Here is a 15,148-nt window from a genome sequence, read left to right as displayed (position 1 = left end):
TTCCCCCGTTGAACCAGCCGACGCCAGCGATCGTTGCTCAGAGCGCCGTACGCCGCCTGCCGCGCCTTGCGCTGCTGCTGCTGTGCGCGGCCTACCTGATGCCGGGCCTGCTGGGTCGCGGACCCTGGAAGAGCGCCGACATCGCGGCCTTCGGCTACATGGCCGAACTGGCGCGCAGCACCGAAGGGCTGGCGCGCTGGTTCGACCCGATGCTGCTCGGGCTGCGGCCCGAAACGCCCGCCCTGATCCCCTACTGGATCGGCGCGTGGGCCATCAAGATCGCGCCCGCATGGGTGCATCCCGACCTCGCGGTGCGGATCGCCTTCGCCCTCCTGCTCTGGGGCACTTTCACGGCGACCTGGTATGCGGTGTACTACCTCGCCCGCACGACACAGGCGCAGCCGGTGGCCTTTGCCTTCGGCGGCGAGGCGCGCCCCACCGACTATGCGCGCGCGATCGCGGACGGTGCGCTGCTGGCGCTGATCGCCTGCCTCGGGCTCGCCCAGCTGGGGCATGAAACCACGCCTGCGCTGGCGCAGCTTTTCTTCACCTCGCACCTGTTCTATGGCGTCGCAGCGCTGCCCTACCGGCGTGTCGCCCCCCTGATCGCACTCGTGATCGGGAGCGTCGGCATGACCCTGGGCGGCGGGCCGACTGTCGGGCTGGCGCTGGGCATCGGCTGCGCGGCCCTGCTCGCCGCCGAACGCCGGCGCAGTGCAGAGGCGACGCCGGACGACGAACCCAGGTATTCCATCGGCGCGATCGCGTCGATCCTGGGGGCGGCAGTGTTGGCCGGGCTGCTGGCCGCCGGGCTGGGCCTCCTGCAGTGGAAGATCGAGCTGCCCGGCAGCCAGGCCGGAACCAGCGTCTTCGGCGAAGTGCGCAGCCAGGCCAAGCTGCTCCTGTGGTTCACCTGGCCGGCCTGGCCGCTTGCGCTCTGGACGTTGTGGCGCTGGCGCCGGCAGCTCACTGCTCGCCATGTCGCGCTGCCCTTGTGGTTTGCGTTGGTGCCGCTGGCCGCGACCTGGACCACCAATTTTTCAGAACGCTCGCTGCTGCTGGCCCTGCCCGCCTTCGCAACGCTGGCAGCCTTTGCGCTGCCGACCTTCAGGCGCAGCGTTGCAGCGCTGATCGACTGGTTCACGCTGCTATTCTTCAGCGGCTCGGCGATCATCATCTGGGTGATCTGGGTCGCGATGCAGACCGGCGTACCGGCGAAGACGGCGGCCAACGTGGCGAAACTGGCGCCCGGCTTCGTGCCCCAGTTCTCGGCAGCCGCCTTCATCCTTGCGCTGGCTGCGACGCTGGCCTGGGCCTGGCTCGTGCGCTGGCGCACCGGCCGGCACCGGGCGGCGCTCTGGAAGACGCTGGTGCTGCCGGGCGGCGGCGCGGCGCTCTGCTGGATGTTGCTGATGACGCTGTGGCTGCCGGTGCTCGACTACGCGCGCAGCTACGTGCCGCAGGTGCGTGCCATCTCGGAACAGGTCGGCCAACCGGTGTGCATCTCCGAGATCGCGCTGAGCCGGCCTCACATCGCAGCGCTGCGCCACCACGGCCAGTTCAACCTGCAGCCCCTGACCGGATCCCAGCCCTGCCCCTGGCTGCTGGCCAGCCCGGAGGCGATCGGCCGCCTGCACAAGATCGTGAACCTCGAGGGCTGGCGCTTCATCGGCACGCTGCGCCGCCCGACCAGCGCGAGCGACGATCTGTTGCTCTACCAAAGAATCAATCCTTGACGAGCGAACGGCGGGTGATCGCACGGCACGCAGCGACCGTGCTGGTCGGCCAGCTCGCCGTCATGGCCTTCGGCGTCACCGACACCATCGTCGCCGGCCGCTATGACGAAGGCGCTCTCGCCGCGCTCGCGGTGGGCTCGGCGATCTTCATCAGCGTCTTCGTCTCGCTGATCGGCATGCTGCAGGCCCTGCTTCCGGTGTGGGCCGAGCTGCATGGCGCACAGCGCACGGCGGAGGTCGGCCGCTCGGTGCGGCAGTCGCTCTACCTGTGCGGCCTCGCGATCGTGCTCGGCATGGCAGTGCTGCTGCATCCCACGCCGCTGCTGGGCTGGGCCGAGGTGCCGGTGGCCATGCGGGCCGACGTCGAGGCCTACCTGCGCGTGCTCGCCTTCGCCCTGCCTCCTGCGCTGCTTTTTCGCCTCTTCAGCACGCTGAACCAGAGCCTGGGCAAGCCCCAGCTGGTGACCTGGCTGCAGCTGGGCTCGCTCTGCCTCAAGCTGCCGCTGTCGATCTGGTTCACCTTCGGCGGCGCCGGCTGGCCTGCGATGGGCCTGGCAGGCTGCGGCTGGGCGACGCTGGCGGTGAATTGGGCGATGCTCGCCTGCGCGATCTGGCTGCTGCGCAGCCAACCCCTCTACCGCGAGTACCGCTTCTGGCGGCGCATCGAGGCGCCCGACTGGCGCCAGATCGGCCAGTTCGCCCGGCTCGGCGTCCCGGCCGGGCTGGCAGTGCTGGTGGAGGTGACCTCCTTCACGCTGATGGCGCTGTTCATCGCGCGCCTGGGCACGGCTGCATCGGCGGCCCACCAGATCGCGTCGAACCTCACTGCCGTCGCCTACATGATGCCGCTGTCGCTCGCCATCGCCACGAGTGCGCGCGTGAGCTTCTGGCTCGGCGCCGGCAACGCCACGCTGGCGCGGCGCGCCTGCGTCAAGGGCTTCGAGCTGACTGTCCTCTGTGCGCTGCTGTTCGCGGCAGCCATGGCAGGCCTGCGCTGGCAGCTGCCCTCGATCTATTCCGGCAATCCCGCCGTGGTGGCGCTCGGCGCCACGCTGCTGCTGGCCACCGCGGCCTACCATTTCGTGGATGCGCTGCAGACGCTGTGCGCCTTCGTGCTGCGCTCCTACCGAGTCACGGTGATGCCGCTGGTCCTCTACTGCACGCTGCTCTGGGGCGTGGGGCTCGGCGGCAGTTATCTGCTGGCCTATCGCGGCATCGGCCCCTGGCCGGCCATGCAGTCGCCGCTCGCGTTCTGGCTCATGGGCGCGCTGGCGCTCGCGCTCACGGCGGCGCTGTTTCTCGCGCTGCTCTGGTCGACGCTCAGGCGACGGCGCTGAGCGCAGCCGCCTGCCGCAGGCGCGTGATCGGGAACACGAGCGCGAAGCGCGACCCCTTGCCCACCGTGCTCTCGATGCGCAGTTCGGCGCCATGGCGCTGCGCGACGTGCTTCACGATCGCCAGGCCGAGCCCGGTGCCGCCGGTTTCGCGCGAACGGCTGCGATCGATCCGATAGAAGCGTTCGGTCAGCCGCGGAATGTGCTCGGCCGCGATGCCCGGGCCGCTGTCACGCACCGCGTACTCGCCCCGGCCGTCGGGCAAGAGGCGCCAGCTCACCGCCACCTCGCCGCCGCCGGGCGTGTAGCGGATGGCATTGCTCAGCAGGTTCGACATCGCGCTCTGCAGCTCGGTCGGGGCGCCGGCGATCTCGGAATCGGCCTCCACCGAGAAGGACAGGCGATGGCCCTGCGATGCCAGCCGGCTCGACAGGCCCCGGCCCTCGTCCTCGCACTGCGCCATCAGCGCCCGCACGCGGGTCCAGCGGTTGGCCGGCGGCGTCGCGCTGCCTTCGAGGCGAGACAGCGTCAGCAGGTCGTTGACCAGCGTCTCCATGCGGTGCGACTGCTGGCCCATCAATGCCAGATAGCGGGCGCGCTCCTCGGCATCGAGCGGCAGGTTCTGCAGGGTCTCGACGAAACCGGCCAGCACAGTGAGTGGCGTGCGGATCTCGTGCGAGACGTTGGCGACAAAATCGCGCCGCATGGCCTCGGCCTGCTCCAGCGAGGTGATGTCGCGCGTGAGCAGCATGCGGCGATTGCCGGCATAGGGATGCACCTGCACCGACAACCGGACCGGATGGCCGCGATGCATTCCCGCCTGCGACGACGCATCGATCACCACGTCGCGGCTGTAGTTCCAGGAGGCTAGATAGGCGACGAACGCCGGATCGCGCACCAGGTTCGCGAGGTGCTGCAGCAGGTCGCGATCGGCGTCGATGCCGAACTGCCCGGCGGCCGTCTGGTTGCACCATTCGATGCGCCCCTGTTCGTCGAGCAGCACAACCCCGTTGGGAGAAGCTTGGATCGCGGCCAGAAACTCCTGCAGACGGTCTTCGGCCTGCCGCGCCTGCTGCTCCCGCGTGCGCAGCAGCTTGCGGATGCGTTCAGCCAGCTCGCCCCAGACGCCGGGGCCGCGCGATGGCAGGCCCGTGGCATCGTTGCGCAGCACGTGCAACAGCTGCTGCGCGCGCCAGGCGTCGAGCACCAGCCACAGCACCGCGCCGAGCCATGCGCCCAACCATACGAAGCGCCAGCCGAAAGGCACCACGGCAGCAGCCCCCCCGATCAGGGAGGCCATCAGGAAGGTTGCAATACGAAACGGCATTCCGGCCCATTATCCCGCCGGGACCAGCCCCAGCACCGTCCGTCAGACCGTGGCCTGGGCCGTGAGCCGGTAGCCTGCACCGCGCACCGTTTCCACCATCGGCGCGGCCGGGCCGAGCGATTCGCGCAGGCGCTTCACGTGCACGTCGACCGTACGCTCCTCGATGTAGACGTGGTCGCCCCACACCTTGTCCAGCAGCTGCGCGCGGCTGTGCACGCGTTCGGCATGCTGCATCAGGTAGCCGAGCAGCTTGAACTCGGTCGGGCCCACCTTCAGCAATGTGCCCTGCCATGTCACGCGGTGCGTCGCGGTGTCGAGCACGAGTTCGCCGATCTCGACGCGCTCGGTCACGGCCTCGGGCGCGCGGCGGCGCAGCACGGCGCGGATGCGGGCCAGCATCTCCTGCGTCGAGAAGGGCTTGGTGATGTAGTCGTCGGCGCCCGCGTCGAGCCCGGCCACCTTGTCCGGCTCGTCGCCGCGCGCGGTCAGCATGAGGATCGGCATCGCCTTGGTGCGCGGGTCCTTGCGCCACTGGCGCGCCAGCTGCAGGCCGCTCTGGCCCGGCAGCATCCAGTCGAGCAGCACCAGGTCGGGCAGAAAGGCATCGAGCTCGCGCTGGGCCGCCGCGCCGTCCTCCGCCCAGATCGGCTCGAAGCCGTTGTGGCGCAGGTTGACGGCGATCAGCTCGGCGATCGAGGACTCGTCTTCGACAATCAGGACGCGGGGCTTCTTCATCTATTGAAGTGCGCTTTCGATTTCCTGCATCGAAGTGTGCCGCACGTCGGCGCCCTTGACGATGTAGATGATGAACTCGGCGATGTTCTTCGCATGATCGCCGATGCGCTCGATCGCCTTGGCCAGGAACAGCAGGTCGAGGCTGGCCGAGATGGTGCGCGGGTCTTCCATCATGTAAGTGACCAGCTTGCGCACGAAGCCGTCGAATTCCTTGTCGATCAGGTCGTCGTCCTTCAGGATCGAGAGCGCCGCGGCCGTGTCCAGGCGCGCGAAGGCGTCGAGCGCCTTGCGCAGCAGGCCCGAGGCCAGATCGGCCGCAACGCGCAGCTCGATGGAAGGCAGCGCACGGGCCGAACCGCTCTCGATGATCTTCTTGACCATGCGCGCGATCTTGTTGGCTTCGTCGCCCACGCGCTCCAGGTTGGCGGTGGTCTTGGAGATCGCGATCAGCAGGCGCAGATCGCGCGCCGTCGGCTGGCGCCGCGCGATGATCGAGGACAGCTCGCGGTCGATCTCGATTTCCATCGCGTTGACGCGGTGCTCGGTTTCCATCACGCGGTCGGCCGCCTCGGGATCGAACTGCGACAGCGAATAGACGGCCTGATGGATCTGGGACTCGACCATGCCGCCTAGCTCCATCACGCGCGAGGAGACGGCGTTGAGTTCGGTGTCGAACTGGCTGGAGAGATGTTTTTCGGTCATGGTGCCTCCTAGCCGAAACGGCCGGTGATGTAGTCTTCCGTCTCTTTGCGCTTCGGCTTGAAGAACAGCTCTTCCGTCGCGCCGAATTCGATCAGGTCGCCGAGATACATGTAGGCGGTGTAGTCGCTGCAGCGTGCCGCCTGCTGCATGTTGTGGGTCACGATGACGACGGTGTACTCGTTTTTCAGCTCGGCGATCAACTCCTCGATTTTCGCCGTGGAGATCGGATCGAGCGCCGAGCACGGCTCGTCGAGCAGCAGCACCTCGGGCTTGATCGCGATGCCGCGCGCAATGCACAGGCGCTGCTGCTGGCCGCCGGAGAGGCCCGAGCCGCTTTGCTGCAGCTTGTCGCGCACCTCGGTCCAGAGCGCGGCCTTCTTGAGCGCCCATTCGACGCGGTCGTCCATCTCGGAAGCGCTCAGGTTCTCGAACAGCTTCACGCCGAAGGCGATGTTGTCGTAGATCGACATCGGGAACGGCGTCGGCTTCTGGAACACCATGCCGACCTTGGCGCGGATCAGCGCCACGTCCTGCTTGGAGGTCAGCAGGTTCTCGCCGTCCAGCGCGATGACGCCCTCGGCACGCTGCTCCGGGTAGAGCTCGAACATGCGGTTGAAGGTGCGCAGCAAGGTCGACTTGCCGCAGCCCGACGGCCCGATGAAGGCCGTCACCTTGTTCTCGGGAATCTCGAGGTTGATGCTCTTGAGCGCGTGGAACTTGCCGTAGTAGAAGTTCAGGTCCTTGACCGAGATCTTGGCGCGCGACGGCTGCGCAGCGATGGTGGTTGGCATGATGTTCAGAGTTTGTTGCGCGTCAGGATCCGCGCGAGGATATTGAGGCCGAGCACTGCGACGGTGATCAGGAACACGCCGGCCCAGGCAAGCTTCTGCCAGTTCTCGTACGGGCTCATCGCGAACTTGAAGATGGTCACCGGGAGGCTGGCCATCGGCTGCGTCACGTCCGAGGTCCAGAACTGGTTGCTGAGCGCGGTGAACAGGAGCGGCGCGGTTTCGCCCGCGATGCGCGCCACCGCCAGCAGGACGCCTGTGACCACACCGGCGCGCGCGGCGCGCAGCGTGATGCTCAGGATGACCTTCCACTTCGGCGTGCCAAGCGCATAGGCTGCTTCGCGCAGGCCGGCCGGAATCAGCTGCAGCATGTTCTCGGTGGTGCGGATCACGACCGGGATCACGATCAGCGCAAGCGCCAGCGCACCGGCCAGGCCCGAGAAGGACTTGAAGTACGCCACCACCACCGCATAGACGAACAGGCCAATCACGATCGAAGGTGCCGACAGCAGGATGTCGTTGACGAAGCGGATGATGTTCGAGAGCCAGCTCTTGGGGTTGTACTCGGCCAAGTGGATGCCGGCCATGATGCCGATCGGCGTTCCGATGAAGGTGGCGAGCAGCACCATCACCAGCGAGCCGAACATCGCGTTGGCGATGCCGCCGGATTCGTTCGGCGGCGGCGTCATTTCTGTGAAGGTGGCCAGCGCCAGTCCGCCCACGCCGAGACGCAGCGTTTCCCAGAGGATCCAGAACAGCCAGAACAAGCCGAATGCCATCGCAGAAAGCGACAGCGTGAGCGCGATGATGTTGATGCGCTTGCGGCCGGCGAATTTGGCTGCACGCATTTCGTCGAGCGCCTTGGCGCTCAGCAGGCGTTCGGCCGTGCTCATAAAAAAACCTCCACACTATGCGCTGCGGTGCGAGCCCCTTTGGGCGGCCGGGCGGGGCTCAGAAAAACCTCCGCGCTGCGCGCTGCGGTGCGAGCCCCTTCGGGCGGCCGGGCGGGGCTCATGATTTCGTCCCTTCGCTCTTCTTGAGTTGCGCAAGCAGAATCTTGGAGAGCGACAGCACCACGAAGGTGATGAAGAACAGCACCAGGCCCAGATACATCAGCGAGGCTTGGTGCAAGCCTTCAGCCGCTTCGGCAAACTCGTTGGCCAGCACCGAAGTGATGCTATTGGCCGCTTCGAAGACCGAGAGCGAATTGAGCTGGTTCGTGTTGCCGATCACGAAAGTGACGGCCATCGTTTCGCCAAGGGCGCGGCCGAGGCCGAGCATGATGCCGCCGATGACGCCGGCCTTGGTGTAGGGCAGCACCACCTTGGAAACTACTTCCCAGGTCGTGGAGCCGAGGCCGTAGGCCGACTCTTTGAGCAGCGGCGGCGTCACTTCGAAGACGTCGCGCATCACCGAGGCGATGAACGGGATGATCATGATCGCGAGGATGATGCCGGCCGACAGGATGCCGATGCCCACGGGCGGGCCGGCTACCAGCGCGCCGAGGTAAGGCACCCCGGCAAGAAGCTTCTGCAGCGGCTGCTGCACGTAGGTGGACAGGATCGGCCCGAACACCAGCAAACCCCACATGCCATAGACGATCGAGGGGACGGCAGCCAGCAGCTCGATGGCCGTTCCGAGCGGCCGCTTCAGCCACGACGGCGACATCTCGGTCAGGAAGAGCGCGATGCCAAAGCTCACTGGCACTGCAATGACCAGGGCAATGAGCGAGGTCGCGATCGTGCCGTAAATCATCACCAGCCCGCCGTACTCGTTCTGCACCGGGTCCCAGACGCTGCTGGTAAGGAAGCCGAGGCCGAATTTCGAGATGGCAGGCCAGGCGCCGGCCAGGAGCGACAGCAGGATGCCGATCAGCATCGCCAAGGTCAGCAACGCGGCGCCCTTGGCGGTCCAGCCGAACAGCCGATCGGTGGCAGCGCCAGTGCGCGGCCTTTTGGCCGGCGGCGGACTCGAAGTCGCACGGTCGGACGGGAGCGAGGTGGAAGCAGTGGGGTAGGTGGATGACACAGGTCGCTCCGAATGCGGCGCGTGTTCGAGCGGAGTGCTCATACGCGCCGGTCCACTTTACTTGTAGGCGACGGGCTTGCCCGACGCGTCCTTGACTTCACCCCAAGCCTTTGCAATGGTGGCTTTCACTGCGTCAGGCATCGGCACATAGTCAAGGTCGTCAGCGGTCTTGTCACCATTCTTGTAAGCCCAGTCGAAGAACTTGAGAGCGGCTGCAGCTTGCGCCGGCTTCTCCTGCGCCTTGTGCATCATGATGAAGGTTGCACCCGAGATCGGCCAGGCGTCCTTGCCGGCCTGGTTCGTCAGGATCTGGTAGAAGGTCTTGTTCCAGTCTGCATTGGCAGCGGCCGCCTTGAAAGCGGTGTCCTCGGGCGCAACGAAGTTGCCGGCCGCGTTCTGCATTTGCGCATAAGTCATCTTGTTCTGCTTGACATAGGCGTATTCGACGTAGCCGATCGAATTGGGCAGACGATTGACGAAAGCAGCGACGCCCTCGTTGCCCTTGCCACCCGCGCCTGTCGGCCAGTTCACTGCAGTACCCTCGCCCGCCTTGGTTTTCCATTCGGCGTTGACCTTGCTCAGGTAGTTCGTGAAGATGAAGGTCGTGCCCGAGCCGTCGGCACGCCGCACCGGCGAGATCGCGGCGTCAGGCAGATTGAGAGAGGGATTCAGCGCCTTGATGGCCGGATCGTTCCATTTGGCGATCTTGCCGAGATAGATGTCGCCGAGCACCTGGCCGTTGAGCTTGAGCTCGCCGGGCTTGACGCCCTGGATGTTGACCACCGGCACCACGCCGCCGATGACGGTCGGGAACTGCATCAGCCCCTTGGCCTGGAGGTCTTCGTCCTTGAGCGGCATATCCGACGCGCCGAAGTCGACCGTCTTGGAATCGATCTGCTTCAGGCCCGCGCCCGAGCCGACCGATTGATAGTTGATCTTGACGCCGGTCGCCTTGTTGTAGTCGCCGGCCCACTTCGCATAGAGCGGCGCGGGGAAAGTCGCACCGGCACCGGTGACATCCTGCGCAAAAGCGGGAACATGGGCCAGGGCCGCGGCAACGAGGCCGGCGGCAGCGAATTTGAACGTCATCTTCATGAAGCTTCCTTTGGATGTGCAGAAGGACCCCTTCCAGGGGGCTTGGACGGGACTCTAGGAAGCTTGTGTGACACCGGTGTGACACCCTTTTCCAGAGGGAAATCGGCGTTCTCGACGACCTGCGCTCCGTGACGCTGTCACACAATCGTCATGCGCAGCGCCTAGCCTCCGGAGCTTGCCGGCACCCTGTCCTGCACGGGAGCAGCCGACCGAGGCGCTACGATCAGGCCCCGCCCTCTTCTCCTCACCATGCAAAACGGAACCCGCCTCGCTGCGGTCGACCTCGGGTCGAACAGCTTCAGGCTCGAGATCGGCCAGGTCGATCACGGCCAGATTCACCGCGCCGAGTACCTGAAGGAAACCGTTCGCCAAGGCAACGGCCTCGACAGCGCCCGCAACCTCACGCCGGAGGCGATGCAGCGCGGCTGGGACGCGCTGGCCCGCTTCGGCGAGCGGCTGGCAGGCTTCAAGCGCTCGCACGTGCGCGCGGTGGCCACCCAGACCCTGCGCGAAGCCCGCAACCGCGACGAATTCCTGCTGCGGGCGCGCACCATTCTGGGCTTCGGCATCGATGTCATCACGGGCCGCGAGGAAGCCCGCTTGATCTATCAGGGCGTGGCACACCTGCTGCCACATACCGACGCCTCGAACCGCGAGCGCCGGCTGGTGGTGGACATCGGCGGCCGCTCGACCGAGATGATCATCGGCCATGGGCTAGAGGCCGAGGTGATGGAGTCGTACCGGGTCGGCAGCGTCGCCTGGTCGATGAAGCATTTTCCCGAAGGCCAGTTCACCACCGCTGCCTTCAAGGCAGCCGAGATCGCCGCCAAGGCGGTGCTGGACGACGCGCTCGGCACCTACGTGCCGGACCGCTGGGACGTGGCCTACGGCGCCTCCGGCACCATCGGCGCGGTGGGCGATGTGCTCGCGGCCGCCGGCGGCGAGCCGGGGCTCATCACACGCGAGGGGCTCGATTGGCTGGTCGACCGGCTGCTCAAGGCCGGCACCGCCGATCGCCTGCGCATCGAAGGCATGAGGGAAGACCGCAAGGCCGTGATCGGCGGCGGCGTCAGCGTGCTGCGCGCGGTGTTCGACCTGCTCGAGATCGAGGAAATGAAGGTGGCGCAGGGCGCCCTGCGCCACGGCGTGCTGTACGAGTTGCTCGAGCGCGACGAGAGCGTCGCCGATCTGCGTACCAGCACCGTGGCGCGCCTGGCCAGCCGGTTCGCGATCGACGCTCCGCAGGTCCGGCGCGTCAGCGAGACAGCCGCTGCTCTGTTCCTGCAGCTCGAGCCGGCCGCGCGCGGCGGCAGCACTACCAGCCGCGCCGGACGGGCATTGCGCAAGATCGGCTGGGCCGCCCAGCTGCACGAGATCGGCGCTCAGATTTCGCACAGCGAGTACCACAAGCACGGCGCCTACATCCTCGACAACGCCGACGCGCCGGGCTTCGCGGTGAACGAGATGCACTGGTTGAGCCAGTTGGTGCTCGGTCATCGCGGCAAGCTGCGCAAGATCGAAGCCTCTCTGAACGACGAGACCTTCGTCGCGCAGCTGCTGGCGCTGCGCCTGGCCGTGATCCTGTGCCATGCGCGACGCGATCCTGACCTCGAGGCCCTGCGCCTGGCGCGGACGGACAGCCGGCTTTTCACCATCGCGTGCCGTGCGGGCTGGTCCGAGACCTACCCCCAGTCCGCGCATCTGCTGCGCGAGGAAGTGCTGGCCTGGCAGAAGACCGCCTGGCGGCTCGAGCTGAAGGGCTGCTGACGCCTAGAGCAGTTCAGGCGACTGCACCGTGACCACCACGGTCTGCACGTCGCCATCGCGCTCGCGGGTGCGGATCCACCAGACGGCACCCTTGCGCACCGGGCAGCTGTCCTGCCTGAGCCCGAGCAGCAGCGAAATGGCTTCGCCGAGCGAGGGCTGATGCCCGATCAGCAGCACCACGGACTTGCCGTTGGGCCATCCGGCCGCGCCCAGCAGCGCGTCCGCCGTGGTGTCGGGTGAGAGTTCGCTGCGCAGTTTGTACTTGCGGCCCAGTGCCAGCGCGGTCTGCTCGCAGCGGCGTGCCGGGCTGCAGACAATGCGCGTGCCCTCGGGCAGCTGGCGGTCGAGCCAGGCCGCCATGCGCTTGGCCTGCTTCTCGCCGCGCTGGGTCAGCGAGCGCTGCAGGTCGTCGCAGCCCTCGGTCCAGTCCTCGGCCTCGGCGTGGCGCCAGAAAATCAGATCCATGGCTTGTTGCGTCATTCCCGTGAGGCAGCGCGGCTGCGACCTCGTGATGCGTAGCGGTCCATCAGTGCGGTCTGCGCGCCATGGGCTTCGACGGCGCGAACAACGGTGCCATCTTTACCCGGCTGCAGATCGACGCGGCGATAGATGCCGTCGGCACCGAGATCCCAGGCATCCTGCCCGTCGTGCAGGTAGGCCACCAGGCATTCGTCGATGAGCCGCTGGCGCAGGGCTGGATCGGTGACGGGCCAGGCCAGCTCGATGCGGCGCAGCATGTTGCGGTTCATCCAGTCGGCGCTCGACAGGTACAGGGACTCGTCTTCGCCCTGACGGAAATAGAAGACGCGCGAATGCTCGAGGAAGCGGCCGATCACCGAGCGCACGCGGATGTTGTCGGTCAGGCCCGGCACGCGCGCCGGCAAGGTGCAGGCGCCGCGCACGATCAGGTCGATCTGCACGCCCTTCCGGCCGGCGTTCACCAGCGCGGCGATCAGGGCCTCGTCGGTCAGTGCGTTCATCTTGGCGACGATGCGTGCAGGCTGGCCGGCGGCCGCCGCGGCAGCGAGCGCGTCGACGCGGGCGATCACGTTGCGGTGCAGGTCGAAGGGTGCCATCCACATGCGATGGAGCTTGGGCAGCCGGCTCTGGCTGGCCATGTGCACGAACACCGCCTCCATGTCGGCGGTCAGCATGGGGTCGGCCGTCAGGTGGCTGATGTCGGTGTAGAGCTTGGCCGTGCGGGGGTTGTAGTTGCCGGTCGACAGATGGCCGTAGCGCCGCATCTGCTTGCCCTCGCGGCGCGTCACCAGCAGCATCTTGGCATGTGTCTTCAGGCCGACCACGCCGTAGACCACCTGGGCGCCAATCGACTCGAGCATCTCGGCCCAGTTGATGTTGGCCTCTTCGTCGAAGCGCGCCTTGAGCTCCACCACCACGGTGACTTCCTTGCCGCGGCGAACCGCCTCGCGCAGCAGGTCCATGAGCTCGGAATCGGTGCCGGTTCGGTAGATGGTCTGCTTGATGGCGAGTACCTGGGGGTCCTGCACCGCTTCGCGCAGGAAGGCCAGCACGCCGTCGAAGCTCTCGAAAGGCTGGTGGATCAGGGCGTCGCCCTGCTGCAGCCGTTCGAAGAAAGACTGGCCCGGCGCCAGCATGACCGGGTAAGACGGCTGATAAGGCGGAAAGCGCAGCTGCGACTCCTCCAGCAGGTCGATCAGCTGCGTCAGCCGGGCCAGGTTGACCGGACCGTGCACGCGGTACAGCGCCTGCGGCGGCAGGTTGAATTGCGCCAGAAGAAAGCTCGCCAGCGACTCGGCGCAACTGGCCGAGACCTCGAGCCGGACGGCCTGCCCGTAGTGGCGATGCTGCAGGCCCTGCCGCAGCGCCGTGCGCAGGTTCTTGACGTCTTCCTCGTCCACCGCGAGGTCGGAGTGGCGCGTCACTCGAAACTGGGAGAACTCGCCGACTTCCCGTCCCGGAAACATGCTGAACAGATGGGCCCGCACGATGCTCGACAGCGCGACGAACAGCGTCTTGCCGCCCGACACCTTGGCCGGCATGCGGATCAGTCGCGGCAGCACGCGCGGCACCTTGACGATGGCGATCGGATTCTCGCGCCCGAATGCGTCCTTGCCGGAGAGGCGAACGATGAAGTTGAGCGACTTGTTGGCCACCTGCGGAAAGGGATGCGCCGGATCCAGGCCCACCGGAATCAGCAGCGGCTGGACCTCGCGCTCGTAGTAGTCGTGCACCCATTTGCGCTGCGCCGGGTTGCGCTCGCCATGCGAGATGATGTGGATGCCCTGGCTCGCGAAGGTCGGCATCAGCTCGTCGTTGTAAAGCGCGTACTGCCGTCCCACCAGCGCATGCGCCACCTCGGCCAGGCGCTCGAAGGACTCCACTGTGTAGTTGCCCTTGTGGTCGCCCGCGGCATTGGCGATCAGGTGCGGCGCCGTCCGGACCTCGAAGAATTCGTCGAGGTTGGACGACACGATGCACAGGTAGCGCAGGCGCTCGATCAGCGGCACTTCAGGGCGGTAGGCCCAGTCGAGCACCCGCTCGTTGAAGGCCAGGATGCTGTGGTCGCGGTCGAGCAGCGTCAGGGACGGCTCTGCGGCGACAGGCGCGCTGTCGGAAAGGGCTGGCAACGAGGAAAACGAATCAGGATCAACCGGCACGGCAGTGTATGCAGAAGCAATCATGACAGTGTCAACCGCCGTTGTGACAGTTGCATGACAACTGTATGACGACATTCCCGCGCTGTCTCAATTGCCCAGGAAGTGCTTTCGATAGCGCGCCGGCAGGTCCTCGATGCGCATCAGCATCGGCAAGTCGGCGGTATTGAAGTCCGGGTCCCAGGCCGGCGGGCCCAGGACCTTGGCGCCGAGCCGCAGATAGCCCTTGATCAGCGCGGGCGGCTCGATCTGAAGTTCGCCGTCGAGCCGATGCACCGGCAGCGGCAGCCGCGGCTGCACGTGGTACTGGATGGGCGCCATGTGGGTGGCCGAGAGCTGCCGCCAGATGCTGGCGGCCGCATCGCCGCTGGTCACGCCGTTGTGCCACATCGGGATGCTGGCGCAGCCGATCATGGTGTCGAGCTTGTTGCGGTTCATGAAGCCGGCCAGTGCCCCCCAAAGCGCCAGGATCACGCCGCCTTGGCGGTGGTCCGCGTGGACGCAACTGCGGCCCAGTTCAACCATGCGCTCGCGCAGGTCGCGCAGCCGCGTCAGGTCGAATTCCGTGTCGCTGTAGGTGCTGCCGATGCGCCGGGCCTGGGCCGGCGTCAGCACGCGGTAGGTGCCGATCACCTGGTTCGTCGCCAGCTCGCGCACCAGCAGGTGCTCGCAGAAGTCGTCGAACAGGTCGATGTCGTGGCCCTCCAGCGGCGTCGTGAGGCGGGCGCCCATCTCGCCCGCGAACACCTCGTAGCGCAGGCGCTGGGCCGCGCGCACATCGTCCTGGTGACGCGCCCAGGTCACGCTGATGCCGCCGGCTTCGGTGGTTGCCGGCAGCGTCGCGACGGGTGCGACAGGGATGGCGGCCGGTGCGCGAACCGGGTTCGGCGCCGGCCAGAGGGCAGCGCGCAGTCCCAGTTGCGAGAACGGAAACGTCGGCGTGGGCAGTTCTTTCATGCGAGACCCTTTCTGCGAACGGAGTCTGTGAGACAGCGGTGAA

Annotated in this window: 13 protein-coding genes; 3 read left to right on the top strand and 10 right to left on the bottom strand. The window is 66.9% G+C overall.

All coding sequences use genetic code 11. From position 1 onward, the window contains the following. Positions 1-8 precede the first annotated feature (8 nt). Together EJI01_RS00115 and EJI01_RS00110 are read left to right on the top strand one after the other, a co-directional pair. The gene (locus EJI01_RS00115; protein WP_126835096.1) at positions 9-1,736 is read left to right on the top strand and encodes a hypothetical protein; all 1,728 of its coding nucleotides are present in this window, start codon (positions 9-11) and stop codon (positions 1,734-1,736) included. Beyond that, positions 1,733-3,073, top strand: coding sequence for an MATE family efflux transporter (locus tag EJI01_RS00110; protein WP_126835095.1), 1,341 nt, complete (start codon positions 1,733-1,735; stop codon positions 3,071-3,073). The genes EJI01_RS00115 and EJI01_RS00110 overlap by 4 nt, the downstream gene beginning before the upstream one ends. On the opposite strand, the gene phoR is transcribed toward EJI01_RS00110, so the two are convergent. The 7 genes from phoR to pstS form a co-directional block, all read right to left on the bottom strand. After that, entirely contained in the window at positions 3,057-4,397 is a 1,341-nt protein-coding gene (phoR, locus tag EJI01_RS00105; RefSeq protein ID WP_185878768.1) for a phosphate regulon sensor histidine kinase PhoR, read from the bottom strand. The two genes, EJI01_RS00110 and phoR, sit on opposite strands and share 17 nt — an antisense overlap. A gap of 42 nt (positions 4,398-4,439) precedes the next feature. Continuing rightward, a complete protein-coding gene (phoB, locus tag EJI01_RS00100) occupies positions 4,440-5,132 on the bottom strand; it encodes a phosphate regulon transcriptional regulator PhoB (RefSeq protein ID WP_126835094.1) in 693 nt (230 codons plus the stop codon). Further along, on the bottom strand, positions 5,133-5,834 hold the full coding sequence (gene phoU, locus EJI01_RS00095) for a phosphate signaling complex protein PhoU (protein ID WP_126835093.1): 702 nt from the start codon (positions 5,832-5,834) through the stop codon (positions 5,133-5,135). It abuts the gene before it with no gap. Between the two features lie 8 nt (positions 5,835-5,842). Beyond that, complete coding sequence (gene pstB / locus EJI01_RS00090) at positions 5,843-6,625, bottom strand: phosphate ABC transporter ATP-binding protein PstB (RefSeq protein WP_126835092.1); 783 nt, start codon at positions 6,623-6,625, stop codon at positions 5,843-5,845. A 5-nt stretch (positions 6,626-6,630) separates the two neighbouring features. After that, the gene (pstA, locus tag EJI01_RS00085; RefSeq protein WP_126835091.1) at positions 6,631-7,515 is read right to left on the bottom strand and encodes a phosphate ABC transporter permease PstA; all 885 of its coding nucleotides are present in this window, start codon (positions 7,513-7,515) and stop codon (positions 6,631-6,633) included. A 118-nt stretch (positions 7,516-7,633) separates the two neighbouring features. Beyond that, positions 7,634-8,692, bottom strand: coding sequence for a phosphate ABC transporter permease subunit PstC (pstC, locus tag EJI01_RS00080; protein WP_185878767.1), 1,059 nt, complete (start codon positions 8,690-8,692; stop codon positions 7,634-7,636). Positions 8,693-8,707: 15 nt separating this feature from the next. Then, on the bottom strand, positions 8,708-9,745 hold the full coding sequence (pstS, locus tag EJI01_RS00075) for a phosphate ABC transporter substrate-binding protein PstS (protein ID WP_126835089.1): 1,038 nt from the start codon (positions 9,743-9,745) through the stop codon (positions 8,708-8,710). Between the two features lie 249 nt (positions 9,746-9,994). Here pstS and EJI01_RS00070 point away from each other — a divergent pair, with 249 nt between their 5' ends. Then, entirely contained in the window at positions 9,995-11,512 is a 1,518-nt protein-coding gene (locus tag EJI01_RS00070; protein WP_126835088.1) for a Ppx/GppA phosphatase family protein, read from the top strand. Positions 11,513-11,515: 3 nt separating this feature from the next. Here EJI01_RS00070 and EJI01_RS00065 read toward each other — a convergent pair whose 3' ends face one another. The 3 genes from EJI01_RS00065 to EJI01_RS00055 form a co-directional block, all read right to left on the bottom strand. Next, positions 11,516-11,977, bottom strand: a complete 462-nt coding sequence (locus EJI01_RS00065) for a SixA phosphatase family protein (RefSeq protein WP_126835087.1) — start codon at positions 11,975-11,977, stop codon at positions 11,516-11,518. Between the two features lie 11 nt (positions 11,978-11,988). Then, the gene (ppk1, locus tag EJI01_RS00060; RefSeq protein WP_185878766.1) at positions 11,989-14,175 is read right to left on the bottom strand and encodes a polyphosphate kinase 1; all 2,187 of its coding nucleotides are present in this window, start codon (positions 14,173-14,175) and stop codon (positions 11,989-11,991) included. A 63-nt stretch (positions 14,176-14,238) separates the two neighbouring features. After that, on the bottom strand, positions 14,239-15,105 hold the full coding sequence (locus tag EJI01_RS00055; protein ID WP_126835085.1) for a GNAT family N-acetyltransferase: 867 nt from the start codon (positions 15,103-15,105) through the stop codon (positions 14,239-14,241). Between the last annotated feature and the right edge of the window lie 43 nt (positions 15,106-15,148).

This window comes from Variovorax sp. MHTC-1 (assembly GCF_003984645.1).
GTDB lineage: Bacteria > Pseudomonadota > Gammaproteobacteria > Burkholderiales > Burkholderiaceae_C > Variovorax.
The sequence above is the reverse complement of the archived record's forward strand: the minus strand, read 5'-3'. Positions and strand labels throughout refer to the sequence as shown.